This window comes from Caulobacter sp. GW821-FHT11A05, assembly GCF_058809015.1.
On record NZ_JBXASF010000006.1, the window covers coordinates 219,681 to 243,462 of the forward strand.

Sequence of the window (23,782 nt, forward strand, 5' to 3'; positions counted from 1 at the left end):
ATCCCGCAAGGCGCGAATGAAGGAAATCACACCTCGGAATGGGGAGTCTTCCCTAAGATGTGTGAAGCAAATTAAAGCTGTGAGTAGTCGACTGGGTCGCCCCGCTCACTCTTCGCCATCCCCGTCTTGTGCCTTGTCCGACCGGCGATGTCGGGTGCGTTGACCGCCATTCTATGGGGCCCAGCTCTGCGGGCCTCTTATCGAAGCGGCACGCCTATTATACCGCGATCAGCGGACAACAGGCATTTGTCCAGGTCGAAACCGTAACGTTCAGGCCCGGGAAGCCCAGACACGATTGGACATATGGGCCGGGTGTCGCCGGCGTCGTCATCGCCACTGATCTGCGGCTGTCGGCAAAACCTCACGCTGTGTCGGGTCGCGCACTTGTCGCCGCACATCGCGGCGGGCAGGATCGTAGCCTCATTGGGGGAAGACGGATGGCTAGCTTTGTAGGTACGGCGGGTGACGACGTGCTTGTCGGCGGGGCGCTTGCCGATTCCTTGAATGGGCGGGTTGGCGCGGACAGCATGACAGGCGGGGCCGGCAACGACGTCTATTTCGTGGACAACGCCAATGACACCGTCATCGAGGTCGGCGGCGAAGGCGATGACAAGGTCTACGTCACGGGCGCATGGGTGCTGGGGAACGACCAGTCCGTGGAGACGCTGCTAGTCTACACCGACGTCGGCGCGAAAGTGACTGGCAACAATCTGGCCAACAAAATCTACGGCCGGGCCGGGATGGACGAGCTTAACGGCGGTGGTGGGAACGACCTGATCAGCGGCCGCAACGGCAACGATGTCCTCGGAGGCGGCAGCGGGCTGGACAAGCTGTATGGCGACGATGGCAATGACTTGATCGACGGAGGCGATGACAGCGACTTCCTGTACGGAGACGATGGGAGCGATGACCTGCGCGGTGGGAGCGGGAACGACACCCTGTATGGCGGCTCAGGCGCCGATGCGATGCGCGGTGGCCTCGGCGCTGATCGCTATTTCGTCGACGACGCTGGCGACCAGACAATCGAAGACGAAGGCGGTGCCGATGTCGACATGGTCGAAGCGAGCGTCTCTTTTGCCTTGGGCGCTGGGATCGAATGGCTCCAGCTGGTTGGAAGCGCCTTAGACGGAACCGGCAACGGCCTAAGCAATGCGATCTGGGGCAATGCTGGCAACAACCTCCTTTCCGGAGGCGACGGCAACGACACGTTGGTCGGCTATGAGGGTGACGACATCCTGGTCGGTGGTACCGGCGCGGACACCATGGCTGGCTTTGAAGGAAACGACACGTTCTACATCGACGACACCGGCGACAAGGTGATGGAGATGAAGCCTGGCTATGACACGGTCATTGTCGAAGACAACCTGAGTGCGTGGTCGGTCGGAGACCAACTCATTGAGGAGATACGGCTGGAGGCGGGCCACGACGGCGGAACATTCAGCGCCAATCCCATTTGGGCGGCCAGAATGGTCGGGTCATTTGGCAGCGAGACCTTCATCGGCAGCTCGCGGGATGACATCCTGATTGGCGGCGGCGGCAACGACCACCTCATGGGCGGCGGCGGCCAGGACGTTCTCGATGCACGGGGCGGCTCGGCCACGATGGAAGGCGGGGCCAGTCACGACACCTACTACATTGGGACATCGGCCGATCAGATCCTGGAGCAGACCAACCAGGGCATCGATCTCGTCTACGCCGGCGTGAGCTATCAATTGAGCAGCAACGTCGAGAATCTCGTGCTGACGGGCTCGGCCGATATCAACGGCTTCGGCGCGGAAGCCTCCTACGACCGCAACGAACTGAACGGCAACAGCGGCAACAACATCCTGGATGGCGGCTGGGGTAACGACACGCTTACCGGCGGCGACGGTGCCGACACCTTTCAGGTCAGCACCGTCTTCGAAAGCGGCGGCGGCCTGATCGAGAAGGACACCCTCCTTGATGTCGACTTCACGGAGGGCGACCGGATCGACCTCTCCTTGATCGATGCCAACGTCAACGTTGACGGAGACCAAGCCTTCATTTTCGTTCCCAAGTTCACCGGAGGCGGCGGCGAGGCAATCTTGACGATCTCAGAGAACTACGGCTTCAGGGTACTGTTGCTGGACGTGAACGGCGACAAGGCGGTTGACCACTCGCTGACAATCTATGCTGCTGTCACCACGGAGCCGGTTTTGGCGGGCACTGAGCCCGTTGGCACCGGAGGCTGGCTCCTTTAGCGAGCTCGCTATTGGTCCCAGACGCCTCGGGAGCGCCTGGCGACTCATCCGCACGCCGAGAACTTTAATTTGGCAGCCCGACGCGCTTCGCTCGCCTCTTGGCGCGCCGTGCCTGCCCATCGCGCCTAACGAGCGGGTCGTCACGTTGAGGCGACCGAGCACGACTCGGGCTAGGTCGCGATGCAAGCCGGAAGCGCCACATGATCGACCTCTCGCCTGCTTCGCGTCCAAAGGCCGTGACCGCAAATAAGGACGATCCGCTGACTCGAAAGCAGGCATTGTGAAATTCCGCCAGGAGATCAGAAGCGGTCGCCAGTCTCAATCGTCAAACACCCGCCCACAATCCGCAAACTCCGCCGGCCCCCACCCACTGTTCACCCCCGGCTCCCACACCGAGCCACAGTCCGCGAACTCCGGCAACGGCCGCCAGCTGGGAACCGGCGGCGTCAGCCGGTCGATGGCGCGGCCGATCAGCGACAGGCAGTCCACCTCGTCATCGTAGCGCCCGGTCGGAAACGCCACGCACTCGTCGATGAAGCAATCGCCATCGCCGTCATCGCGCACGATGATGCGGCCCTCCCGAACCAGCGACTGCGCCGACCGCGCCCGCGTCGCCTTGTCCTGCGCCGAGCTCAGCCACTCCAGCGGACAGCTGACCGACCGCGCCCGCATCTTCGCCCGCAGCATCGGCTCCACCGCCCGCTGGATCACCCCGGCCTCGCCGAACCAGCGGCGGATGCCGCCCCGGCGCCGGAAGTCCGAGATCAGGTCGCACTGCCGCTCGATCCACTGGTCGCTGCTGGTCTGGCCGCCCCAGCTGGCCACCCGCCACAGGTTGAAGTCGGCGTCGACGCCCCAGACGGTCAGCCGGGTGAAGTCGCCGCCGCCCTCGGTGACCGCATAGTCGCTGGACCCATAGTAGCGGAGCGATTTGGGCAGCTCATGCTCCTGGAACCGCCGAAACCATCCCCGCTCGAAATAGCTGCCCTCCTCGGGTCTCGGCCTCTGCTGGTAGAGGGCGTTCCAGGTGCGCGGGTTCAGCCTGAACTGCGGCCAGTGGGTCGGCGGCCAGTACTCCGGCCACAGATAGTCCCCGACCTGTCGCCCCAGGGGATCATCCTCGCGCTCGGCCTGGGCGGGAATGTTGACCACCTCCCAGACCTCGCCGTCGCGGCACAGCACCGGTCCCGACCGACCATCGTAGTCGGTCGGCAACAGGCTCCCCGCCAGGTCGTCCTCATGCCAGCGCGTCTGGATCAGCACGATCCGCCCGCCGGCCTTCAGCCGTGTACGGACGGTATCGTCGAACTCCTCGCGGGTTCGCCGGCGGGTCGGTTCGCTGTCGGCCTCGCTGCGCCCCTTCACCGGGTCGTCGATGACGATCAGGTCGGCGCGATTGCCGGTGATCCCGGCCAGGATGCCCGCGCCCATCCAGTCGCTGCCGTTGTCGAGGCTCCAGTCGAGCGTCCGGGCATGGCCGGCCTGCGGCCGCACCCCGAACACCTGGGCGAAGACCGGCTGCCGCGTCACGCCGCGCGCCTTGCGACCGCGCCGGCCGGCCAGGCTGGTGGCGTAGGTCACGGTCAGCACGCTGCGGTCCCTCGCCCGGCCAAGGAACCAGGGCGTGAAGACGTCGACCGCATAGGTCGACTTGGCCGCGCCCGGCGGCATGAAGCCCATCAGCCGCCGGATATCGCCCCGCTCCAGCGCCTCCAGCTTGCGCAGCCACAGCCGGTGATGCGCCGCCAGCATCGGCGGCCCGCCCGGCAGCCGTTGCGGCGCGCCCGGCACGCTGATCACCCGGGCGAACACCGTCAGCCGCTCCCGCGCCGCCCGATGCCGGGCGCGCGTCGCCGCCTGCTGCTCGGGCGGCGGCGGCGCGGCCACCCTCAGGCCGCCGATATCCAGCCGGCGCTTGACCGACCCCTCCACCAGGGCGCTGCGGTCGGTCAGCCCCGCCTCGATCAGCGCCTGCCAGCGGTGACGGGGAATGGCGTTACGCCGACGCCATTCCCGCACCAGCTCCGCGCGCTCGCCGAACATCTCCGCCAGCCTTTCCACGCCCAGCGCGGTGATCAGCGCGGCATGCTTGCGGCCGGCGACATCGTCGGGCAGGGATCGCCAGGCCTCCGCCGCCTCCAGTTCGGCGCGGGTGGCGATGCCGTGCCGTTCCAGCAGGTCCCAGCTGCCGGCCTCGATCTGGTCGCGCTGGCGCCAGTTCTGGATGCTGCTCTTCTTGGCCCCGATCAGGCGGGCGACCTTCGCCGCCCCGCCCGCGTCCATGATGATCTGTCCGAAGCTCCGGGTCATGGCCGCCCGGCTCAGCCCTGCTGTCCGCTGGCGATCCGCGTCAGCCGCGACCACTCGGCCTTCTCCAGTTCACCGCCCGCCATCCATCGCGCCTGCCAGGCCTGGTCGCGGCGCAGGGCGGCAATCCGCGCCTCGGCCGCCTCGGCGGTCATGCCGAACTTCGCCGGGCTCTCGCCCTCGATGAATTTGTCCTCGGCCAGGCCCTCGCCGATCCTGGCGAACAGCTCGACCGTGCGCCGGGTGCCCAGCGCCCCCTCGATGGCAATCATCTCGTCGCGGCCCAGCGTGAATTGGGCGGCGCCGCGCCGGAAGGCCTCGGTGTTCTTGGCGAACCTCTTGCCCCAGTCGCGCTGCAGGTCGATCCAGTCGGCCTTGCTCTGCACCTCGAAGGCTTCACGGGCGGCGGCCTCGCGCTCGCCGACATAGGCGTTCCACTTCTCGGCCAGCGCCCCCGCCCGCGCCTTGCCGACGCCGGCCTCGAACTGCCATTCCGCCGCCTTGCTGCTGAAATTCTCGTCCACCCCGGCCAGGTCGCCGAAGCCATACTCGGCCGGCGTCTCCGGCCGCCCCAGGGCCGCGAAGGCCCGGGCGAACCCGGCCTCGTCGTCCTCGCCGGCCGGCATCGGCACCCGCCCGCCGGACATCATCCGCTCCAGCGAGGCGAAGCTCGCGCCCAGCGACTGCACGTCCTTGAAACCCTTGCGCTCGATGTAGCTGCGGGTGACGTCATCACTGAACTGGTCAAGGAACGCGCCGTGGCTCTTTGCATCCGGCGCGGATGCGGTCCCTTGATTGTCGGCGGCGGCAGCGTCGGGAGACACGGCGTCGCGCCCTCCCGAGGGAGCCACCGCTCCACCGACATCTTCCATCAGCGCTTCGATCGACGGCGTTTCGTCACTCATCCCGTGCTCACTCATCAATGGCCTCTTCCTTCAGGTTGAACAGGGCCCGGTCGTCGATGGCGACCATGGCGCGGATGCGGTTGAACACCTCCTGGCGGCCGACCAGCCGCATCGAGGCCAGCGGATCCACCGCCCCGTCGGGGCTGCGCGCCACCGGCGCCTCGGGGACCATGCAGAAGCGCTTCAGATCGGCCAGAACGGCCCGCGCCTCGCCGCCCGAGCCATCGCCGAACAGGCCCTGGTAGGCGCGCTTGCGGCGCAGCAGCGGATGCAGGATGTCCATCAATCTCTCCCGCCGCTTATCGAAGCGGCAGGACTATTATCCCACGGACGAGGCGCAACAGTTCCCATTTTGTTCTCAAGACTCGATACCCCCGGATCGGAGGATGACGGCGCCGGTCGGCCGGGCCAGGATCAGCTCAGCAGGAGGTCCGATGTCCAAACAGTTGCTCACCCTGACCCTGATCGCGGCGCTGTCCGCGCCGGCCCTGGCCCAGGCGCAGCAGGCGCCGGCTGACCCCAACCGCTACGCGGCCGCCTGGAAGCGCGGGGCAGCAAAGCCCGCGCCGCCCAGGACCCTGGCTGAGGAGGCGCGCTGTTCGGCCGCCTGGCAGATGCTCTGGACCATCTACTGGATCAACAGCAGCGACACCCTGCCGCCGGGGTTCGACAAGACATCGCTCGAGGCCCAGTCCCAAGCCTGGTTCGACCGGCTTCACGACCAGGGCGATGCCGGCGAACAGGCCTTCGAACAGGCAAACCAGACCATCATCCAACCCCTGGCCAGCGCCGGCTCGCGCGAGAAGATCGTCGAGATTGCCGGAGCCTGCGGCCTGACCGACTAGCCCTCCAGCAGCCCGGCCGCCGCGGCGTCCTTGGCCACCCCCGCCGCCTGCCCGGCGGCGCCCAGCATCGTCTGCAGCTGCGCCATCGCCGCCTCCTGCCCGGCCAGCGCCTCCATGTCCTCGTGACTGCGCAGCAGACCGGCCGGCGCCCCGCGGATCTCGGCCAGCCGCCGCAGGGTCTCCGGCCCCTTGATCATCTTCACCGCCGAGGGGTCGAATTGCCCGACCGCCGCCGCGTCCTCCAGCAACCTCAGGATCGCCAGCCCCTCGTCCGACTTCTGGGCCCTCGCCAACGGCGAGGTGTAGTCGATGTCGGTGACCACATCCTCCAGCCCGTCCAGCTCCGGCGGCATCGGCGGAAGCGCCCCGGCCCCCGCCAGGATGTCCAGCTCGGCCTGCACCAGCGGCCCCAACAGCTCCGATTGCAGCCGTCCCATCACCGGCGCCAGCAGCGCCCCCTTCTCCTGGGCCCGCAGCATGGCCTCGGTGGCCGTCATCTGCGGGGTCTCGACCAGGATCTGGAACAGGGTGACCAGAAAGGCCTGGTTGATCGACTCCCGGGTCTGGTTGACCATTTCCAGGGTGATCGGCAGGTTGGCCCCCACCGACAGCGGCCGCACCAGCTCGGTCCCGTCCTGCGACAGGGCCCCGCGATTGATCGACCGGGGCTGCAGCTTGAAGGCCGTCAGCCCGCCCTCGTCCGACAGCAGCAATGGCGGTTCGGCGATCAGCTGGCCGGTGCGCAGCAGGGTCTTCTGCTGTTCGTTGACCGTCTTGATGTCGGCCAGCACCGTCATCGCCGGCCCGCGCCCATAGACCTCGCGCGGCGCCGTCACATAGCGCGCCACCGCATAGCGCATGGTCCGGTAGCCCTGCTCCTTGAGCAGCTTGCGGCCCTCGAAACTGACGTACCAGCTGGCGAAGGCCATGCCCCGCCAGTCCTTGCGCGACCAGTCGGCGTCCTCGCGCGGCCCGACACAGTGGACCAGCTCGAACTTGCGGTGCGGTTCGCTCTCCGCCGCCCGCCGGATGCTGTCCGGAGTCTCGTCGCCGAACCGCTGCAGCCACTGGCGGGCGGTCAGTTCGAACTTGCGGTGCACGGTGTCGACCTGGCCCTGGAAGTTCTCGGCGAACCAGGTCTCGGCGAACGGGATCGAGCGATAGCGCAGGCCGCCGCCGCCCATACCTTCTTGGGGCGCCTCGTCGACGAACAGCGCGCCGTTGCCGAAAGCCCCCAGGCCGACATAGGTCTCGTGCGCCTGGCTGGCGAAATTGGCCCCCGCCGCATAGCGGGCCGAGAACAGCGTCTCGTTGACCTGCCCCAGCCAGCCCCGCACCCCTTCCGGCAGCGCTGCCGGCCGGTCCCGGGCGTCGCGCCAGTTCCTGATGGCGAGTTCATGCCAGCGGCTCGTCCGCGGCGTCAGCATGCTCTCGATGGCGGCGGCGAACTTGTCGAGCGCCAGCGGCGCGGTGCTGTCGAACACCTTCTCCGACCGCCAGGCGGCCGCCCCGCTCTGCTTGCCGGTGAAGTCCCGCTGCCGGGTCAGCACCCGCTCGGCCACCTCCTGGCAGACCCCGTCCAGCGGGGCCCGTTCGGCTTCCATCTGGGCCTGGCGGCGCAACACCTCTTCGGCGCGACTGTCGGTCATTCGGCTCTCCGGAAGGCACGGATCGGCAAGGCCGTGGAGAGGACCTCCGCGCGCGCCATTCGTGCTGTGTCTGAACTGAAAGCCGCTTATCGAAGCGGCAGGACTATTATCCCACATCGGCGGCGCAACAGGGAAAAAGACAGGCGCCGACACCTCGCCACTCGGCGGACCCCAGATGTCAAATTTGCACACTGCCGGGCCGATTTTCCCTGTGCTTTGTAACGCGACCCTTGACGCCCAGCGGCCCGGCCGGCGGGCGCAGTCCCGTCTCGGAGGTCCGCCATGCCCGCCGCCACCCTCGCCCTGTCCACGCTCGACGGGACCCTCGGCTTCATTCTCTCGGGCCAGGCGTTCGGCGACCTCGCCGGCCGGCAGGTCGCCTCGGCCGGCGACATCAACGGCGACGGCTATGACGACCTGATCGTCACCGCCACCAAGGCCGATCCGGGCGGCCGTGCGGACGCCGGCACGGCCTACGTCGTCTTCGGCAGGGCCGGCGGCTTCACCAACCTCAGCCTCGGCGCCCTCGACGGGACCAACGGCTTTCGCCTCGACGGCGCGGCGGCCGGCGACTGGGCCGGGACCGCCGGCCGCCCCGGCGACGTCAACGGCGACGGCTACGACGATCTCATCATCGGCGCCTATGCCGCTGACCTCGGCGCCGGCAACTCCGGCGGCGCCTATGTGATCTTCGGCAAGGCCGGTGGCTTCGCCGCCAGCATGACCCTCTCGGGCCTCGACGGGACCAACGGCTTCCGCATGGTCGAAAGCCAGGCCAACGGCTTCGTCGGCTTCACCGTCTCCGCAGGTGGCGACTTCAACGGCGACGGCTATGACGAGATCATCATCGGCGCGCCCAACCGCGCCTTCGGCGGCTCCACCTACGTCGTCTACGGCAAGGCCGGCGGCTTCGACGCGAACATCAGCCTGGCCAGCCTGGATGAAACCAACGGCTTCCGCGTCGATGGCCCCAACTTCGCGACGGCGGGCGTCGCGGTCAGCGCCGCCGGCGACGTCAACGGCGATGGCCTGGACGATCTCATCGTCGGCGCCGGCGACGGCGGGCCGCACGGCCTGCGCTCAGGCGCCACCTATGTCGTCCTCGGCAGGGCCGGCGGGGTCGGCCCGGTTCTCTACCTGTCGGACATCGATGGCTCCAACGGCTTCCGCCTCGATGGCGGCGCCGCCAATGACTACAGCGGCTGGGCCGTCGACAGCGCCGGCGACGTCAACGGCGACGGCTTCGACGACGTCATCGTCGGCGCCCGGTTCAGAGATGGGGGCGGCGTCAACGCCGGCGCGGCCTACGTCTTCTTCGGCCACGCCGGCGGCTTCGGCGGCAGCTACTACCTGCCCGGCCTCAGCGGGACCGACGGCTTCGCCATCCTCGGCGCCGCGGTCAGCGACGAACTGGGCTGGTCCGTCGCCGGCGCCGGCGACATCGACGGCGACGGCTACGACGACATCATCGTCGGGGCCGAGAAGGCCGACCCCTACGGCAGCAACTCCGGCGCGGCCTACGTCATCTACGGCAAGGCGGGCGGCTTCTCGGCGGCGATCGACGTCTCCAGCCTCGACGGGCTGAATGGCTTCCGCCTCGAAGGCGCGGGGCTCACCGCGTTCGCCGGCGGCTGGGTCTCCTCGGCCGGCGACATCAACAACGACGGGTTAGACGACGTCATCGTCGGCGCCCGTGGAGCCGGCCAGACCGCCGGCGCCGCCTATGTCGTCCTGGGCCAGCTCAGGACTGTGGTCCTGGCGGGCGCCAACGGCAACGACAGCTATGTCGGCTTCATCCATGGCGACCAGCTCAGCGGCGGCGGCGGCAACGACGTGCTCAGCGGCCTGGCCGGCGACGACCTGCTGGACGGCGGCGATCTTTCAGACCGCCTCTATGGCGGCGATGGTCTCGACACCCTGACGGGCGGATCGGGCGGCGACCTCATGTACGGCGAGAACGGCGCCGACAGCCTCGACGGCGGCGAGGGCGGCGACAAGCTGTTCGGCGGGGCGGGCGACGACACCCTGGTCGGCGGCCTTGGCAATGACCGGTTCGATGGCGGCGACGGCAGCGACACCCTCACCGGCGGCGATGGCGCCGACTACCTGGACGGCGGCGTCGCCGCCGATACTCTGGCCGGGGGTCTGGGCAACGACATCTACATCCTCAACGTCTTCGACTATTCCGACTTCAACGACCACGACACCATCGTGGAGGCCGCGAACGCCGGCTACGACCTCGTCCGGTCGCTGCGCAGCTATACCCTGGCCGAAAACCTGGAGGGCCTGGAACTGACGGGCTGGGACGACCTGTTCGGCAACGGCAACGCGCTGGCCAACAACATCAAGGGCAATCTCGGCGACAACCTCCTCCGGGGTCAGGAGGGGGTGGACACCCTGAACGGCGGCGACGGCGATGACACCCTCTTCGGCGGCCAGGGCAGCGATCGGCTCTACGGCGGCGCCGGCCGCGACTATTTCGTCGTCATAGCCGAGAACTTCGGCCAGCCGGCCGTGGAGCTCGACCAGGTCTTCGACTTCTCGATCGCCGAGGGCGACCGCATCATTCTCAATAGCATCGACGCCATCCCGGGCGGCGCCAACGACGCCTTCGCCTATGTCGGGACGACCTTCACCAGGCACGCCGGAGAGATGACCCTCAGCTTCGCGAACGGGGTCACCCTCCTGCGGCTGGACATCACCGGCGACGGCAAGGCCGACTACCAGATGAAGATCAACGGGGACGTCACCGGCGACTCGGGCCGCTGGCTGCTCTGAACTCGGCCCATCGGCGCCTTGGTCGCCCCCCGCCCTCGCTGCGGCGCCGGTGGGGCAACAGGGAAAAAGAAGACGGCCGGCGGGCGCCAGGAAAGCGCGATCGTTCCAATTTATTCCACTGCCGGGCGGCGGGCCGATCAGCTACCCGATCTGAGCGCGGTCCCGAACGCGGGCCGCACCGGTCCGCGTCGCCGCCGCGCCCAAGGGGTGCGTCATGGCCAGTTTCCCGGCAGTCGTTCAGATCTCGGCCCTCGACGGGGTGACGGGCTTCGCCCTCACGGGTCTGACGCCCAGCCAGAACTTCGGCTTCTCGGTCAATTCGGCCGGCGATATCAACGGCGATGGCTACGGCGACCTGATCGTCGGGGCCAGGAGCTTCCACACGAGCGGGACCAATTTCGCCGGCGCCAGCTATGTGGTGTTCGGCAAGGCGGGCGGCTTTGCCGCCACCACCGACGTGGCGGGCCTCAACGGAACCAACGGGTTTCGCCTGGAGGGCGCCGTCGCCTCCGGACAGAGCGGCCGCAGCGTCGCCTCGGCCGGCGACGTCAACGGCGACGGCTACGGCGACCTGATTGTCGCCGCCCCCTACGCCGACAACGCTGATGGGGTGTCCTATGTGGTGTTCGGCAAGGCTTCGGGCTTCAGCGCCGTCCAGTCCCTGGCCGACCTCGACGGAACCTCGGGCTTCCGCCTGCACGGCCCCGACCCGGGCGTCCCCCGGACGGCCTGGCAGGTCGCCTCGGCGGGCGACGTCAACGGCGACGGCTTCACAGATCTCATCATCGCCGGCCGCGACCTCGGCCCCAGCTACGCCGGCGGCGCCTTCGTGGTGTTCGGCACGGACGCCGGCTTCGCGGCCGATATCGAACTGGCCGACCTGGACGGGACCGACGGTTTCCGACTCTCGGGCGTCGCTGGGAACGACCAGGCCGGCTGGTCGGTGGCCTCGGCGGGCGATGTCAACAACGACGGCTTCGACGATGTGATCGTCAGCGCCTTCAACGCCGACCCCGGCGGCCTGTCCAGCGCCGGCTCGGCCTATGTGGTGTTCGGCAAGGCCGCCGGCTTCGCGGCCGACGTCCCCCTCTCCGGCCTCGACGGAACCACTGGCTTCCAGATCGACGGGGTGGCAGCGAACGATCGGATGGGCCGCTCGGTCTCAGCCGGCGACATCAATGGCGATGGCTTCTCGGACCTCATTGTCGCCTCCTATGCGGCGCCGAACTCCATCGGGGCCGGGCGCGTCTATGTGGTGTTCGGCGCGGCCGGCGGCTTCGATCCCACCGTCAACCTCGCCGACCTCGACGGGACCAACGGCTTCAGGCTCGACGGCCCCTCGTCCAGCTTCGCCGGCTGGTCCCTGGACGCCGGCGACGTCAACGGCGACGGCTTCGACGATCTGATCATCGGCGGCTGGCTGGCCAGCCCCGGCAGCGTCGGCCAGGCCGGCTCCACCTATGTCGTGTTCGGCAAGGCGGGCGGCTTTACCGCCAGTTCCAGCCTCGCCGCCCTCGACGGAGCCACCGGCTTCCGCGTCGACGGCTACGTGAACGGCGGCCGCAGCGGCTACTCGGTCGCCTCGGCCGGTGATGTCGACGGCGACGGGGCGATGGACCTGATCATCGGCGCTCCCTATGCCGGCGCGGCCTATGTCGTTTTCGGCCGGCTGGCGGATCCCACGCCGGTGATCCAGGCCGGCACCGGCGCTAACGACAGCTACGCCGGCGGCGCCGCCAACGACCAGCTCAGCGGCCAGGGCGGCAACGACACCCTGCGCGGCGAGGGCGGCGACGACCTGCTCGACGGCGGCGACCTCGCCGACCTGCTCTACGGCGGCGACGGGGCGGACGACCTGGTCGGCGGGGCCGGCGGCGACATCCTGCAGGGCGACGACGGCGCCGACGTCCTCTCCGGCGGCGACGGCAACGACAAGCTGTTCGGCGGCACGGGGGCCGACAATCTCAACGGCGGGACCGGCAACGATCGCATGGACGGCCAGTCGGACATCGACACCCTGACCGGCGGGGCCGGCAACGACACCCTCGACGGCGGGGCCGGCGCCGACATCCTGACCGGCGGAACCGAGAACGACGTCTACATCGTCGACGACGCCGGCGACCAGACCATCGAGGTCGCGGGCGAGGGTTACGACATCGTCCGCACCACCCTCTCCTGGACCCTGGCCGACAACATCGAGGCGCTCGAACTGCAGGCCGCCGCCAACGCCGCCGGAACCGGCAACGCCGGGGCCAACAACCTGCAGGGCAACAGCGGGAACAACACTCTCTCGGGCCTGGCGGGTGTCGACACCCTCAACGGCAATGACGGCGACGACATCATCATCGGCGGCGAGGCCAACGATCTGCTGCGCGGCGGCCTGGGGGCCGACACCTTCCTGGTCGGCCACGCCTTCAGCGGCGCCCTGGAGACCGATCAGGTCTATGACTTCTCGACCCTCGAGGGTGACCGCCTCGACCTCACCGGCGCCTTCGCCGGCGTGATCGCCAAGGTCTCGGCCTTCACCCACACCGCCGGCGAGATGACCCTGACCTATGCCGCCGGCATCACCTCCGTCCGCCTCGACATCGATGGCAACGGCGTCGCCGAGTACCAGATGAAGCTCAACGGCGACGTCACCGGCGACTGGGGCGGCTGGCTGCTCTGATTCTTTCTCGCGGACAGCAGCCGTGGCCGCCCGGCGGGGCCTTCTCCGTTCAGCCCATCAGCACCTTGGTCGCCACCCCGCCCTCGCTGCGGCCCAGGGCGTTCGACAGGAAGGTGGCGCCCCGCCCTTCGCGCCGGCGCAGCCGGTCGGTTTCCTCGGCGCGCTTGCGGGCGTCGTTGATGGTCGGCGGCGGCGGGGTCGGCCGCGGCGGTTTCATGTCCGGTTCCATGGGCTCTCCTTATCGAAGCGGTGAGACCATTATCCCACGTCCAGCCCCCGCAAGGGACAATCGCTGCTTCCGATAACGTCGATCGTTCGCCTTAAGACAATCGCAGCCCGGAACTGGCACGATCGTCAAAAATAGACGGCGGGGGGCAAGAATGCGGTTGATTCTGGATGAGGGGCTGGACGAGCTTGCCCTCCACAGCCATCGGATGTTGCCACTGCGCGCGGCGGTGACCCTCGGTGTCGGCGGCGTTTCGCTCCTGCTGCTCACCTGGCCCGTCGCCCTCGCCTGGACCGCCGCCTGCCTGGGGCTGGAGGCCTGGAGCTGGTTCGCCACCCGGCCGCAGTTCAAGGCCGTCCGCATCGGCCCCGGCCAACGCCGCAACCACTTCGCCAATCTCGTCGCCATCTCTGCCGCCTGGTTCATCGTCGGGGCGCTGTTCTGGCTGTCGGGGTCGGTGGCCGGCGCCATCTGCGCCATCACCGTCTGGCTCAGCCTGATCAGCTATGGCCAGGCCTTCGCCTTCCAGTCGCCGGTCGGCTCGCTGGTCAGCGGCGGCCTGCCGGCGGTGGGCATGCTGCTCCTCACCCTGGCGATGCCGATTCCTGGCGCGGCGATGATCCCGGTCTGGATGATCCTGGCCATCGCCGTCGGCTTCGCCGCCACCGGCTTCAACCAGACCATGATTTCCCGCCGCAGCTTCGTCGACGCCCAGGGCGCCCTGCGCGACAGCGAGGACGGCTATCGCATCCTGGCCGACAACGTCACCGACGTCATCGCCCGCTACGCCCCCGGCGGCGGCCTGACCTACGTCTCCCCCTCCTCCATTCGGGTCTTCGGCTACACGCCGGAGGAACTGCTCGCCAACCCGCGCGAGATGGTCAACGCCGAGGACCTGCCGCGGGTCATCGCCGCGCTCGGCGAGGCCCGCGCCTCCGGCACGGTCCGCACCGTCGACTACCGCGTCCGCCACCGCGACGGCCAGGAGGTCTGGATCGAGTCCAGCATGTCGCGGTTCGGCGAAGGCGAGCTGGTCATGACCTCGCGCGACATCGGGGCGCGCAAGACCCTGGAGGCCGACCTCGTCGCCGCTGTCCGCCGGGCCGAAAGCAGCAGCGCCGCCAAGGCCGACTTCCTGGCCAACATGACCCACGAGCTGCGCACGCCGCTGACCGCCATCATCGGCTTCTCCGAGGTGCTCGGCCGCTCCACCGGCCTGGCCGCCGACCAGGCCCGCCAGGTCAGCCTGATCCGCGAGGCCAGCGACACCCTGCTGGGCATCGTCAACAGCGTGCTCGACTACAGCAAGCTCGAGGCCGGCGGCCTGGAGTTCGACCGCCAGCCGTTCGACCCCGCCGCCATGGCCGCCTCCGTGCTCGGCCTTGTCGAACAACAGGCCAGTGCCAAGGGCCTGCGCCTCACCCTCGACGCCGCCGACGCCGCCGGCGGCCTGCTCGGCGATGGGCCGCGCCTGGGCCAGGTGCTGCTCAACCTGCTGTCCAACGCCGTCAAGTTCACCGCCCGGGGCGGCGTCCATGTCCGCGTGACCCGAAAGCCGCACAAGACGCTCCAGCGCCTCCGCTTCGAGGTTGTCGACACCGGCGCCGGCATCGCGCCAGACAAGATCGACGCCCTGTTCGAACGCTTCACCCAGGCCGACGCCACCATCTCGCGCCAGTACGGCGGCACCGGCCTGGGCCTGGCCATCGCCCGCCGCATCATCGAGGGCATGGAGGGCCGCATCGGCGCCGCCAGTCAGGCCGGCCAGGGCGCGACCTTCTGGTTCGAGCTCGACCTGCCCGCCGCCGAACTGGCCCCCGCTCTGGAAGCGCCCGCCGCGCCCGACCACCTGGACCGCCCGCTGCGCCTGCTGCTGGTCGAGGACAATCCGGTCAACCGCGAACTGGTCGCCGCCCTCCTCGCCCCCTTCGAGGTCGAGATCACCGAGGCCCACGACGGCGCCCAGGGTGTCGACGCCGTTCGCGCCGGCGCCTATGACCTGGTCCTGATGGACATGCAGATGCCGGTCATGGACGGCCTATCCGCCACGCGGGCGATCCGCCAGCTGCCGATCCCGCAGCCGCCGATCATCGCCATGACCGCCAATGTCCTGCCTGACCAGATCCAGCGGTGCCGCGACGCGGGTGTCGACGACCATCTCGGCAAGCCGATCAACACCGCCGCGCTCCTCTCCTGCCTCGACCGCTGGAGCGCCCCCGACGCCCGCGAGACTAGAGCCGCCTGATCCGCCAACGAAAAAAGCGCCCGTGAAGGGCGCCTTTGTCTCGTTTGGTGGAGCGCGGTGCTCCACCGGATCTGAGCAGGGGGGAGGTGTCAGACCCGGTGGAGTTGGGCGCGGCGGCTCAAGCGCCGAGAACCCGCGCGGCGGTTTCGAGTTGGGCGATGCCCAGGATGGCGACGACGGGCAGCGCGGCGAGAAGCAGGCTGGCCAGGTTGGCGATACGAACGGTCATTGCAGTAGTCCCTCTGTTTGTGTTGGGCGGCGCGTCCCTGCGCTGCTGTGATTTGAGGTATACTGAATGAGGTCTGAAAAGGCTTGTTAAGCCTGCGTCATGACGTCGTTGTAAGAGAATGACGTGAGATTAAGTAAGTTACGGGGATGTAATCATCCAAGATGAGGCCTTCGCCCGCTTCCGGGAGAAGGAACGCTACCCCAGCTTCAGCCGCGCCCCGCCGGCTGGAACAGCTCGACCACATTGCCCGACGGATCCTCCGCCAGGATCTGCGACCCTCCGGGCCCGGTGACGATGTCGTTGCGAAACGCCACGCCGGCCCCGCGCAGCCGTTCGACCTCGGCCGCGATATCCTCGACGATGAGCTGGAAGCGGTTCCAGCCGCCGGCCTCCGGCTGCCGGCCATCCGGCATCGGCCGACCGGCCGAACTCTTGACGCCGCTCAGCAGCAGCCGCAGCGCGCCGCGCTCCACCGACGCAAAGGCCGGCGCCGCATTGAGCTGCACGCCAAAACCGAAGTTGCCGACGTACCAGTCGACACAGGTCTGCACGTCACCGACCATGTATCGAACGTTGACTTGGGTGTCGCTCATCGGGGGTCCTCCTCAAGGGCGATCGGGCGCCAGGGCGCCGCGCAGCAGGCCCCGCAGCGCCGCCAGGATGGCCGCGCGGTCGGCGCCGTCGGCCACAGCGTCGGCGGCCTCGTGGATGGCGGCGAACAGCAGCCGCGCCGTCGGCTCCGGATCGACTGGCCCAAAGGCCTCGGCCTCCTGGCCGGCGCGGATGACGGCCGAGAGCCGCAGGATGGCGTTGTCGGCCAACGGTCGGCGCTCGGCGAAGTCCGAGTGAAAGATCGCCTCGCCGAGACCCCGGCGCGAGAGGGTGAAATCGATGAAGGCGCCCGCCTGCTCTTCCACAAGCCTCGGCCAGTCCACCGGCCCTTGGGCCTCGGTCGGCAGGGGATGGGCGGTGTCGAACTCGGACACCAGCCGATGGCGGACCGCCTCGAGCAGGTCGTCCCAGGTCGGGAAGTAGAGGAAGAAGGTGCCCTTGGCGACGCCCGCCTCGCGGACCACGTCCTCCACCCGCACCCGCGAGCCCTGGGCCTGCAGCAGCCGCTCGGCCGCCTCGACAATCTCCAGCTTCCGCGCCTCGGGCTGAAGGCGGCGACGCAGCGGCTTGTCCATCGACCTTCCCTTGCTGACCCACGGTCATTAGCTACTGACCCCCGGTCAGTGTCAAGCGCCGCCGGGCTCGCTCACCATTCCTCCCGGCGCGGCCTGTCGCTGACCTTGAATCGGTCCCAGCCCAGCCCCTCGCGCGGCGGCTCCGGCGCGCCCGGCGCCATGGCCCGCCGCTCCCAGGCCCGCGGCCGGCGCACCGACCGCGCCCGGTGTCCCTCGCAGTAGGCTCCTTTGGCCGCCCTGGCGCAGCCGCAGAACAGCTGCACGCCCCAGCCGTCCTCGGCCACCGGCCAGTGGCAATCCTCTTCGCCCAGCTGCTCCAGCCGACGCGCCTTCGCGGGCTCGATCACCAGCGGGGCCGGGCCGCGGACCGGAGCCTGCGCCTCCAGCGTCTCGCCACGCCGCCAGCCCAGCCGGGCGATCTTGGCGCTGATCAGGCCCTTGCCGACCCCCATGCGGCCGGCGATCAACAGGTGCGACAGGCCGGCGTCGAACAGGCCGCGCAGCTGGTCCAGCCGCTCGCGCGGCCATTCAGCCCGCGTCCGTTGGGGGGTCTGGGAAGCAGGCGCGCGGGAACACCCCGTCGCGCCGGAAGCGGCGGCGATCTGCATGTCGGTCACTCATTGAAACAGGAGGAAGGGAGGAAGGCTCAGGCGCCGTCGGTCAGCCCGGCGAGGCGCGCGCCCGCCGGGCCGCCGCCCCCGCCAGCTCTTCCAAGCTGGCATGGCCGCGCAGCACGATGGCCGCCCAGTAACGCGGCGGAATCGAGTCCGACCGCTTCCACTGATGGGCGCGGCCGGCCGGGCATTTCAGCAGCCGGGCCAGCCGTGAGGGTCCACCGGCGAGCGCAATGACGTCGCGGTGGCTCCGATGGGGTTCTGTATCGGGCATGATCATACTGTACAAAAAATACAGCTCCAGCTCAACCCCCATCTGTAGACAACATACAGGAATTAACGTAGGTTTCCTACATGAGCCCGACCATCGACCTCCCATCGCCTCTCGCAGCCGGGGCTGAGCGGCTGCGCCGCGCCCGCCGGGCCAAGGGCCTGGGCTCGGCCGCCGAGGCCGCCCGCGCCCACGGTTGGAACCTCAACACCTACGCTTCCAACGAAAACGGCAACGCCAGCTTCTCCTTCCGCAAGGCCGAGGACTACGCCCGCGCCTTCGGGGTGCGGGCCGAGTGGCTGTACGCCGGCAAGGGGGCGATGAAGGCCAGGCGGGCCGGCCTGCCGGTGCTGGGCAAGGTGGCTGCCGGGGCCGAGGCCCTGTTCGACGACGACTACGAGATGGGCGCCGCCGCCGACTGGCTGGACCCGATGGTCCCCGAGGACGGCATCGTGCTGATCGTCGACGGCGAGAGCATGATGCCCCGCTTCCGCCACGGCGAGCACCTGATCTTCGGCCGCCGCTACGACGACCCCAGCCCCCTGGTCGGCCAGGAGGTGATGGCCCGCCTCGCCGACGGCCGCAAGATGGTCAAGATCCTGCGCCGCGGCGCCGCCCCCGGCCTGTGGACCCTGGAGAGCATCAACACCCGCTTCAAGCCGATCGAGGATGTCGAACTGCTCTGGGCCCTGCCGTTCATGGGCCTGCGGGTTTAAGCCTGCAGCAGCTCCCGGCTGCGTTCGAAGCCCTCGAACAGGTCGTTCAGGGCGTCGACGTGCTCGCGGGCCAGGCGATTGATCGGCTCGGAGCGCAGCACCTCGGCCGGCACGGTCACCCCCCGCGCCCCGACCGGGCGGCAGTGGCCGCTGGCGATCAGCCGATGCACATAGCGCCGCGCCGTCTCGCGCGGGATGCCCAGCGTCCGGGCCACCGAGGCGATGGTCACCGCCCGCCGCATGCCGTCCGGAAAAACCCCCTCGACCGCCAGCGGACTGGGTAGCGCCGGCTCGTTCAGATGTTTCACGCTGGCCTGGCAGATGGCCAGAAAGGTCGCCGCCAGCATGACGTCGCCGTCGAACGGCGCGCTGAGCACCGACATCTGGCGCAGGAAATAATCCATGCCGAGCCGCAGCAGGAACCGCTCCTGCACCGGCGTGCGCAGCGCGGGATCACGTGAAATGCCCTTCAAGTTCTGTTCCCCCCTCTCGAACCGCCAGGCGGGCCCCCGCCCGATCTCCCGCCGCTCGACAAAACCGACGTTTCCGCCCCAGAAGGCTAGGTACCGCGCCTGATCTCCGGGTCCATGCGGCAAAATGGCCGTTAACCCCAATTCGGGTTCGGCGCCAGGGATCGGCGGCCTCGATCCTCCGAATACAGAGCAGGCCGCACGGCGCCTCTTGACTGGGTGACTGTATTTTTTGTACAGTTGCATATTCCCTACATCACAGGAGTCGCCCCTGACCGCGCCGCCGCGTCCGGTGAGCCATGCCGATCCGGCGTGGTTCGCAACCCTGCCCCGCCTGCGGCCCGACGGGGCCGAGGAGCCCGACTATGGCCGGGTCTTCTTCCAGCCCGCCGTCGATGGCGGCCTGGCCTACAGCTTCGACCGCGCCGGCCTGCGCTTCTGCCGCCGTCTGCCGCCGCCGGCCCCGCGCGAGGGCTGGCTGGAGTGCCAGGGCCGCGCCTTCCGCATCGCCGGAGCCGTCTCTTGAGAGCCGCCCCCGACGCCCTCGCCCGCTACTGGACCTGCGGCGGCGAGATCCTCGCCCTCGGCGGTCCCCTGCCGCTCGCCGAGCGCGGCGCCCGCGTCCTGCACCGCCGCGACCTCTCCCGTCTCGCCGCCTGGCATCGCGCCGAGATGGCCGCCGCCTGCCCCGAGGTCCGGCGCTACCACAGCCTTTGCCTGCGCGACGCCGAGGCGGTGCTCGCCCTTTCAGTTGATAGCTGTTCTCAAAGGGTCTAGCTGCGATGCCATGCTGATCCAGATCGAGAACCTGCTGACGCCGGCCCAGGTCGCCCATTTCCAGGCGGTCCTGGCCGACGCGCCCTGGGCCGACGGCAAGGCGACGGCCGGCTACCAGTCGGCCCTGGCCAAGAACAACCTGCAGCTTCCCGAGACCAGCGAGGTCGCTCGCGACCTCGGCGCCCAGGTCGAACGGGCCCTGGCGTCCAACCTGCTGTTCCAGTCTGCGGCCCTGCCGACCCGCGTCTTCCCGCCGCTGTTCAACCGATACGAGGGGGAGCACAGCTTCGGCGTCCATGTCGACAACGCCCTGCGCGCCCTGCCGGACGGCGGCCGCCTGCGCACCGACCTGTCGGCCACCCTGTTCCTCACCGATCCCGAAGACTACGACGGCGGCGAACTGGTCATCGAGGACGTCTACGGCGCCCATGCGGTCAAGCTGGCCGCCGGTTCGCTGATCCTCTACCCGGCGACCTCCCTGCATCAGGTGACGCCAGTGACGCGCGGCGCCCGGACGGCCAGCTTCTTCTGGATCCAGAGCCATGTGCGCGACGACGCCGCCCGGGCCCTGCTGTTCGACATGGACATGGCCCTGCAGGGCCTGCGCGGCGAGGTCGGCGACGACCATCCCAGCCTGGTCAGCCTGACCGGCGTCTACCACAACCTGCTGCGGCGCTGGGCGGAGGCTTAAGGATCATGCACGAAGGCGGCTGCGCCTGCGGTCAGGTCCGCTACCGGATGACCACCGCGCCGATGTTCGTCAACTGCTGCCACTGCAGCCAGTGCCAGCGGCTGACCGGCAGCGCCTTTGTCATCAACGCGCTGATCGAGACCGACCGGATCGAAATCCTGCAAGGCGCGCCAGAACCGACGCCCGGCCCCTCGGAGAGCGATCGGGTGCACGATATCTATCGCTGCCCGACCTGCCAGACGGCCCTGTGGAGCGACTATGGCGGCCGTCCGGCCCTGCGCTTCCTGCGGGTCGGCACGCTGGATACGCCCGCCGCCCTGCCGCCGGACGCCCATATTTTTACCCGTTCCAAGCTGCCCTGGGTCGATCTGACGGCCGAAGCGGCGGTGTTCGAGGTCTATTACGACATGCAGGCCCTGTGGCCGGCGCAGAGCCTGGCCCGCCGCCGCGCCATCCTCGGCGATGGCTAGCCGGCCCAAGGCGACGATTAGGCGCCACGGGGCGAAGGGTCGTGCTAGAGTGCCTCACCGTTCCGCATCCTCATAGGAACCCTGCCGGCCTGTTCTGCCGACCTGCCCGATTTTCTGCTCCCGCGCCGCGGGAGGTCGGGGGCGAAAGGCGCCGCATGTCCAAGACCCAGACTCCCCCCCCGCCGCCGACCATGGCCCAGCTGCGCAAGCGGCTCGACGAGGCCCTGGCCAACGGCCATCAACCGCAGGACCTGGTCCTGCGCCTGACCCTGCGCGACACCGCCCTGATCAAGCGCAGCCCGGTGTTCGCCGACGACGAGATCCGCTTCGTCGACGGGGTTATGCATGTGCTGGGCGTCGCCACGGTCATCGGCCAGGTGGGTGAGAGCGGCATCGCCGCCGCCGAAGCCGCGGCTTCGTGAGCGACACGCCCGCGCGTCGTCGCCTGCCGCTGCCGTCACCCTTCGTCCTGATGCTGCTCGGCATGGCCCTCGTCATCCTGGGCCTGCTCTGGCTGATCAGCGCCCGGCCCAAGCCCGACTTCGCCGAGGCCCCGCCGGCCGCCGTCAGCTCGTCACGGTCGAACGCCGCCGCCTATGACGCGGCCACCCGCAAGGCCGACGCTCGCCGGCTCAAGGGCGCCCAGGATTGACGGGAGCATGTCAGGTCGAAGTGTCTGCGGTTCGGCCGCCCGGACATGCTCCAAACGTCTGAATCCAGACCCTGTCTAACAGGGTCTAGGGTTTGCGAGAGGCCGCCGAGCCCTCGCGCACCGGCCCGAACTCCGACCCGGCCTTCCAGCCGGGCCAGGCGTTGCCATTCGCCAGCGCCTTGCCGGCCTGGAACACCAGGTCGACGTCCATCGCCGCGCCACGCAGGTCCCAGTCGCCGCTCCAGGTATCGCCCGTCTGGTGGTAGGCCGTGGCGGTGTAGTCGCTGACCCATTTGTCGCCGGCCGCCCTGCCGCCCTCGACCAGGTCGGCCCCACCGCCCAGCGCCATGATCAGGATGACCGGCACGCCGCGCTTGGCCAGCGAGAAATGGTCGGCGCGATAGAACAGGCCACGCTCAGGCCTTGCGTCCGGGGTGATCACCCGCCCCTGCGCCCTGGCCGCCGACGCCAGCCCGTCCTCCAGCTCGTTCTGCCCGGCCCCGACCAGCACCACGTCCTTGGCCGGCCCCATCGGCTGCAGCACGTCCAGGGTATAGGCCCCGGCCATTTTCTCCAGCGACACGGTCGGATGCTGGGCGAAGTATTCCGAGCCCAGCAGGCCCCGCTCCTCGCCTGTCCAGGCGGCGAACAGCACCGTGCGCTCCGGCGCCGGTCCGGCCTTGAAGTTCCGGGCGATCTCGAACAGGCCGGCGATGCCGATGGCGTCGTCCAGCGCCCCCGCCCGCACCCGCCGTCCCGCCGCGTCCGGCTTGTCGGCCAGGCCGTAGGCGTCCCAGTGACCGGCGAAGGCCACCGTCTCGCCCGGCCGCTTGGCGCCGGTCAGCTTGCCGATGACGTTCTGGCTCTCGACCCGGCTGTGCTCGACCGCCAGGTCGGCGCTGAAACGCGCGCCCTTCAATTCGACCGGCTTGAACCCGGCCGTGCGGGCCTGTTTCTTCAAAGTCTCCAGATCCAACCCGGCCGAGGCCAGCAACTCGGCGGCCACGCCACGCTCGATCCAGCCCTGGAACGGCACGCGGCCGGCCCCGCCGTCGGCGCGGACGACATCGAAGTTCTCGGCCCGGGGGGCGACGACGGTGATCCAGCCATAACCCGCCCCCGGCGTCTCATGGACGATCAGCGCCCCGGCCGCGCCACGCCGGGCCGCCTCCTCGTACTTGTAGGTCCAGCGGCCGTAGTAGGTCATCGCCTGGCCGCCGAACTTGCCGGCCACCGGCTCGCCCGGCCCCGCCTCGAAGTCCGGGTCGTTGATCAGGAAGACGACGATCTTGCCCCTGACGTCGACGCCCTTGAAATCGTCCCAGCCGCGCTCGGGCGCGTTGACGCCATAGCCGACGAACACCAGCCCGGCGTCCTTGACGGCGATGCGGTCGGTGGGCCGCACGGTGTTGACGTAGATGTCCTTGAACTGCTCCAGCGTCCGGACCTTGCCGCCGACGGTCACGGCCATGGCCCCGCCAGGCTTCACCTGGGTGCGGACCAGCGGCACCTTCTGCGTCCAGCCGCCGTTTTCGCCGCCCGGCTCCAGCCCGGACTCGGAAAACCGCTTCACGATGTAGTCAACCGTCTTCTGCTCGGCGGCGGAGCCCGGAGCGCGGCCCTCGAAAGCTTCGGAGGCCAGCACCTTGGTGTCTTCCGACAGCGCCTTGGGATCGATTTCCCTTGCCAGCACAGGGGTTGCGGCGAGCGCGGCGAGGCTGAAGGCGAGGACAAGACGCATGACGGACGCTCCTTTTGGCCGGCCTTGTTAGCGCCTTTGGCGTGGGCGATCCATTTACATGGCCCAGGATGGTTGCGGCCCAACCTGTGCGTGCGTCAGCGGGCCACAGGGCCGGTTAAGAC

General features: G+C 69.2%; 23 protein-coding genes. 12 read left to right on the forward strand and 11 right to left on the reverse strand.

All coding sequences use genetic code 11. From position 1 onward, the window contains the following. The first annotated feature begins 437 nt into the window (after nucleotides 1-437). Nucleotides 438-2,219, forward strand: coding sequence for a calcium-binding protein (locus tag AC1RSK_RS11175; RefSeq protein WP_492907606.1), 1,782 nt, complete (start codon nucleotides 438-440; stop codon nucleotides 2,217-2,219). Nucleotides 2,220-2,537: 318 nt separating this feature from the next. Here AC1RSK_RS11175 and AC1RSK_RS11180 read toward each other — a convergent pair whose 3' ends face one another. From AC1RSK_RS11180 to AC1RSK_RS11190, 3 genes are read right to left on the reverse strand one after another with little or no spacing between them, the layout of a single operon-like run. Then, the gene (locus AC1RSK_RS11180) at nucleotides 2,538-4,529 is read right to left on the reverse strand and encodes a hypothetical protein (protein WP_492907607.1); all 1,992 of its coding nucleotides are present in this window, start codon (nucleotides 4,527-4,529) and stop codon (nucleotides 2,538-2,540) included. Between the two features lie 11 nt (nucleotides 4,530-4,540). Then, entirely contained in the window at nucleotides 4,541-5,431 is an 891-nt protein-coding gene (locus tag AC1RSK_RS11185; protein WP_492907608.1) for a hypothetical protein, read from the reverse strand. Nucleotides 5,432-5,438: 7 nt separating this feature from the next. Next, nucleotides 5,439-5,714, reverse strand: a complete 276-nt coding sequence (locus AC1RSK_RS11190; RefSeq protein ID WP_492907609.1) for a Bbp19 family protein — start codon at nucleotides 5,712-5,714, stop codon at nucleotides 5,439-5,441. A gap of 151 nt (nucleotides 5,715-5,865) precedes the next feature. Between AC1RSK_RS11190 and AC1RSK_RS11195 the strand changes: the two genes are divergently transcribed. After that, a complete protein-coding gene (locus tag AC1RSK_RS11195; RefSeq protein ID WP_492907610.1) occupies nucleotides 5,866-6,276 on the forward strand; it encodes a hypothetical protein in 411 nt (136 codons plus the stop codon). Here AC1RSK_RS11195 and AC1RSK_RS11200 read toward each other — a convergent pair. Further along, nucleotides 6,273-7,925: a portal protein gene (locus AC1RSK_RS11200; protein WP_492907611.1), complete on the reverse strand. Its 1,653-nt coding sequence runs from the start codon at nucleotides 7,923-7,925 to the stop codon at nucleotides 6,273-6,275. The genes AC1RSK_RS11195 and AC1RSK_RS11200 overlap by 4 nt on opposite strands. A 282-nt stretch (nucleotides 7,926-8,207) precedes the next feature. Between AC1RSK_RS11200 and AC1RSK_RS11205 the strand changes: the two genes are divergently transcribed. Together AC1RSK_RS11205 and AC1RSK_RS11210 are read left to right on the forward strand one after the other, a co-directional pair. Next, nucleotides 8,208-10,703: a hypothetical protein gene (locus AC1RSK_RS11205; protein WP_492907612.1), complete on the forward strand. Its 2,496-nt coding sequence runs from the start codon at nucleotides 8,208-8,210 to the stop codon at nucleotides 10,701-10,703. A 214-nt stretch (nucleotides 10,704-10,917) separates the two neighbouring features. Next, nucleotides 10,918-13,371, forward strand: coding sequence for a hypothetical protein (locus tag AC1RSK_RS11210; protein ID WP_492907613.1), 2,454 nt, complete (start codon nucleotides 10,918-10,920; stop codon nucleotides 13,369-13,371). A 49-nt stretch (nucleotides 13,372-13,420) separates the two neighbouring features. Here AC1RSK_RS11210 and AC1RSK_RS11215 read toward each other — a convergent pair whose 3' ends face one another. Then, nucleotides 13,421-13,588 carry a hypothetical protein gene (locus AC1RSK_RS11215; RefSeq protein WP_492907614.1) on the reverse strand — a complete coding sequence of 56 codons (168 nt, stop codon included), beginning with the start codon at nucleotides 13,586-13,588 and terminating at the stop codon, nucleotides 13,421-13,423. Nucleotides 13,589-13,751: 163 nt separating this feature from the next. Between AC1RSK_RS11215 and AC1RSK_RS11220 the strand changes: the two genes are divergently transcribed. After that, nucleotides 13,752-15,842, forward strand: a complete 2,091-nt coding sequence (locus tag AC1RSK_RS11220) for a PAS domain-containing hybrid sensor histidine kinase/response regulator (protein ID WP_492907615.1) — start codon at nucleotides 13,752-13,754, stop codon at nucleotides 15,840-15,842. Nucleotides 15,843-16,277: 435 nt separating this feature from the next. On the opposite strand, the gene AC1RSK_RS11225 is transcribed toward AC1RSK_RS11220, so the two are convergent. The 4 genes from AC1RSK_RS11225 to AC1RSK_RS11240 form a co-directional block, all read right to left on the reverse strand. Beyond that, complete coding sequence (locus tag AC1RSK_RS11225) at nucleotides 16,278-16,664, reverse strand: VOC family protein (RefSeq protein WP_492907616.1); 387 nt, start codon at nucleotides 16,662-16,664, stop codon at nucleotides 16,278-16,280. A 12-nt stretch (nucleotides 16,665-16,676) separates the two neighbouring features. Next, the gene (locus tag AC1RSK_RS11230) at nucleotides 16,677-17,258 is read right to left on the reverse strand and encodes a TetR/AcrR family transcriptional regulator (protein ID WP_492907617.1); all 582 of its coding nucleotides are present in this window, start codon (nucleotides 17,256-17,258) and stop codon (nucleotides 16,677-16,679) included. A gap of 71 nt (nucleotides 17,259-17,329) precedes the next feature. Further along, the gene (locus tag AC1RSK_RS11235; RefSeq protein WP_492907618.1) at nucleotides 17,330-17,866 is read right to left on the reverse strand and encodes a GcrA family cell cycle regulator; all 537 of its coding nucleotides are present in this window, start codon (nucleotides 17,864-17,866) and stop codon (nucleotides 17,330-17,332) included. Nucleotides 17,867-17,918: 52 nt separating this feature from the next. Beyond that, nucleotides 17,919-18,146 (reverse strand): hypothetical protein, encoded by a 228-nt coding sequence (locus tag AC1RSK_RS11240; RefSeq protein WP_492907619.1) that lies wholly within the window; start codon nucleotides 18,144-18,146, stop codon nucleotides 17,919-17,921. 80 nt (nucleotides 18,147-18,226) lie between these two features. Between AC1RSK_RS11240 and AC1RSK_RS11245 the strand changes: the two genes are divergently transcribed. Further along, the gene (locus AC1RSK_RS11245; protein ID WP_492907620.1) at nucleotides 18,227-18,859 is read left to right on the forward strand and encodes a S24 family peptidase; all 633 of its coding nucleotides are present in this window, start codon (nucleotides 18,227-18,229) and stop codon (nucleotides 18,857-18,859) included. Here AC1RSK_RS11245 and AC1RSK_RS11250 read toward each other — a convergent pair. Beyond that, nucleotides 18,856-19,332, reverse strand: a complete 477-nt coding sequence (locus AC1RSK_RS11250) for a hypothetical protein (protein ID WP_492907621.1) — start codon at nucleotides 19,330-19,332, stop codon at nucleotides 18,856-18,858. The genes AC1RSK_RS11245 and AC1RSK_RS11250 overlap by 4 nt on opposite strands. Nucleotides 19,333-19,621: 289 nt before the next feature. Here AC1RSK_RS11250 and AC1RSK_RS11255 point away from each other — a divergent pair, with 289 nt between their 5' ends. The 6 genes from AC1RSK_RS11255 (at nucleotide 19,622) to AC1RSK_RS11280 (ending at nucleotide 21,919) form a co-directional block, all read left to right on the forward strand. Beyond that, a complete protein-coding gene (locus AC1RSK_RS11255; protein WP_492907622.1) occupies nucleotides 19,622-19,855 on the forward strand; it encodes a hypothetical protein in 234 nt (77 codons plus the stop codon). Continuing rightward, nucleotides 19,852-20,106, forward strand: coding sequence for a hypothetical protein (locus tag AC1RSK_RS11260; protein ID WP_492907623.1), 255 nt, complete (start codon nucleotides 19,852-19,854; stop codon nucleotides 20,104-20,106). Before AC1RSK_RS11255 ends, AC1RSK_RS11260 begins: the two co-directional genes overlap by 4 nt. A gap of 10 nt (nucleotides 20,107-20,116) precedes the next feature. Then, entirely contained in the window at nucleotides 20,117-20,797 is a 681-nt protein-coding gene (locus AC1RSK_RS11265; protein ID WP_492907624.1) for a Fe2+-dependent dioxygenase, read from the forward strand. 5 nt (nucleotides 20,798-20,802) lie between these two features. Then, the gene (locus AC1RSK_RS11270; RefSeq protein WP_492907625.1) at nucleotides 20,803-21,267 is read left to right on the forward strand and encodes a GFA family protein; all 465 of its coding nucleotides are present in this window, start codon (nucleotides 20,803-20,805) and stop codon (nucleotides 21,265-21,267) included. 155 nt (nucleotides 21,268-21,422) lie between these two features. After that, entirely contained in the window at nucleotides 21,423-21,689 is a 267-nt protein-coding gene (locus tag AC1RSK_RS11275) for a hypothetical protein (RefSeq protein WP_492907626.1), read from the forward strand. Then, nucleotides 21,686-21,919: a hypothetical protein gene (locus tag AC1RSK_RS11280; RefSeq protein WP_492907627.1), complete on the forward strand. Its 234-nt coding sequence runs from the start codon at nucleotides 21,686-21,688 to the stop codon at nucleotides 21,917-21,919. Before AC1RSK_RS11275 ends, AC1RSK_RS11280 begins: the two co-directional genes overlap by 4 nt. Before the next feature lie 85 nt (nucleotides 21,920-22,004). Here AC1RSK_RS11280 and AC1RSK_RS11285 read toward each other — a convergent pair whose 3' ends face one another. Beyond that, complete coding sequence (locus AC1RSK_RS11285) at nucleotides 22,005-23,660, reverse strand: M28 family peptidase (protein WP_492907628.1); 1,656 nt, start codon at nucleotides 23,658-23,660, stop codon at nucleotides 22,005-22,007. Nucleotides 23,661-23,782: the final 122 nt, after the last annotated feature.

Coding starts and splice junctions, on each gene's coding strand:
- AC1RSK_RS11175 (WP_492907606.1), top strand. CDS start 438: ATGGCTAGCTTTGTAGGTACGGCGGGTGACGACGTGCTTGTCGGCGGG.
- AC1RSK_RS11180 (WP_492907607.1), bottom strand. CDS start 4,529: ATGACCCGGAGCTTCGGACAGATCATCATGGACGCGGGCGGGGCGGCG.
- AC1RSK_RS11185 (WP_492907608.1), bottom strand. CDS start 5,431: ATGAGTGACGAAACGCCGTCGATCGAAGCGCTGATGGAAGATGTCGGT.
- AC1RSK_RS11190 (WP_492907609.1), bottom strand. CDS start 5,714: ATGGACATCCTGCATCCGCTGCTGCGCCGCAAGCGCGCCTACCAGGGC.
- AC1RSK_RS11195 (WP_492907610.1), top strand. CDS start 5,866: ATGTCCAAACAGTTGCTCACCCTGACCCTGATCGCGGCGCTGTCCGCG.
- AC1RSK_RS11200 (WP_492907611.1), bottom strand. CDS start 7,925: ATGACCGACAGTCGCGCCGAAGAGGTGTTGCGCCGCCAGGCCCAGATG.
- AC1RSK_RS11205 (WP_492907612.1), top strand. CDS start 8,208: ATGCCCGCCGCCACCCTCGCCCTGTCCACGCTCGACGGGACCCTCGGC.
- AC1RSK_RS11210 (WP_492907613.1), top strand. CDS start 10,918: ATGGCCAGTTTCCCGGCAGTCGTTCAGATCTCGGCCCTCGACGGGGTG.
- AC1RSK_RS11215 (WP_492907614.1), bottom strand. CDS start 13,588: ATGAAACCGCCGCGGCCGACCCCGCCGCCGCCGACCATCAACGACGCC.
- AC1RSK_RS11220 (WP_492907615.1), top strand. CDS start 13,752: ATGCGGTTGATTCTGGATGAGGGGCTGGACGAGCTTGCCCTCCACAGC.
- AC1RSK_RS11225 (WP_492907616.1), bottom strand. CDS start 16,664: ATGAGCGACACCCAAGTCAACGTTCGATACATGGTCGGTGACGTGCAG.
- AC1RSK_RS11230 (WP_492907617.1), bottom strand. CDS start 17,258: ATGGACAAGCCGCTGCGTCGCCGCCTTCAGCCCGAGGCGCGGAAGCTG.
- AC1RSK_RS11235 (WP_492907618.1), bottom strand. CDS start 17,866: ATGCAGATCGCCGCCGCTTCCGGCGCGACGGGGTGTTCCCGCGCGCCT.
- AC1RSK_RS11240 (WP_492907619.1), bottom strand. CDS start 18,146: ATGCCCGATACAGAACCCCATCGGAGCCACCGCGACGTCATTGCGCTC.
- AC1RSK_RS11245 (WP_492907620.1), top strand. CDS start 18,227: ATGAGCCCGACCATCGACCTCCCATCGCCTCTCGCAGCCGGGGCTGAG.
- AC1RSK_RS11265 (WP_492907624.1), top strand. CDS start 20,117: ATGCTGATCCAGATCGAGAACCTGCTGACGCCGGCCCAGGTCGCCCAT.
- AC1RSK_RS11270 (WP_492907625.1), top strand. CDS start 20,803: ATGCACGAAGGCGGCTGCGCCTGCGGTCAGGTCCGCTACCGGATGACC.
- AC1RSK_RS11275 (WP_492907626.1), top strand. CDS start 21,423: ATGTCCAAGACCCAGACTCCCCCCCCGCCGCCGACCATGGCCCAGCTG.
- AC1RSK_RS11285 (WP_492907628.1), bottom strand. CDS start 23,660: ATGCGTCTTGTCCTCGCCTTCAGCCTCGCCGCGCTCGCCGCAACCCCT.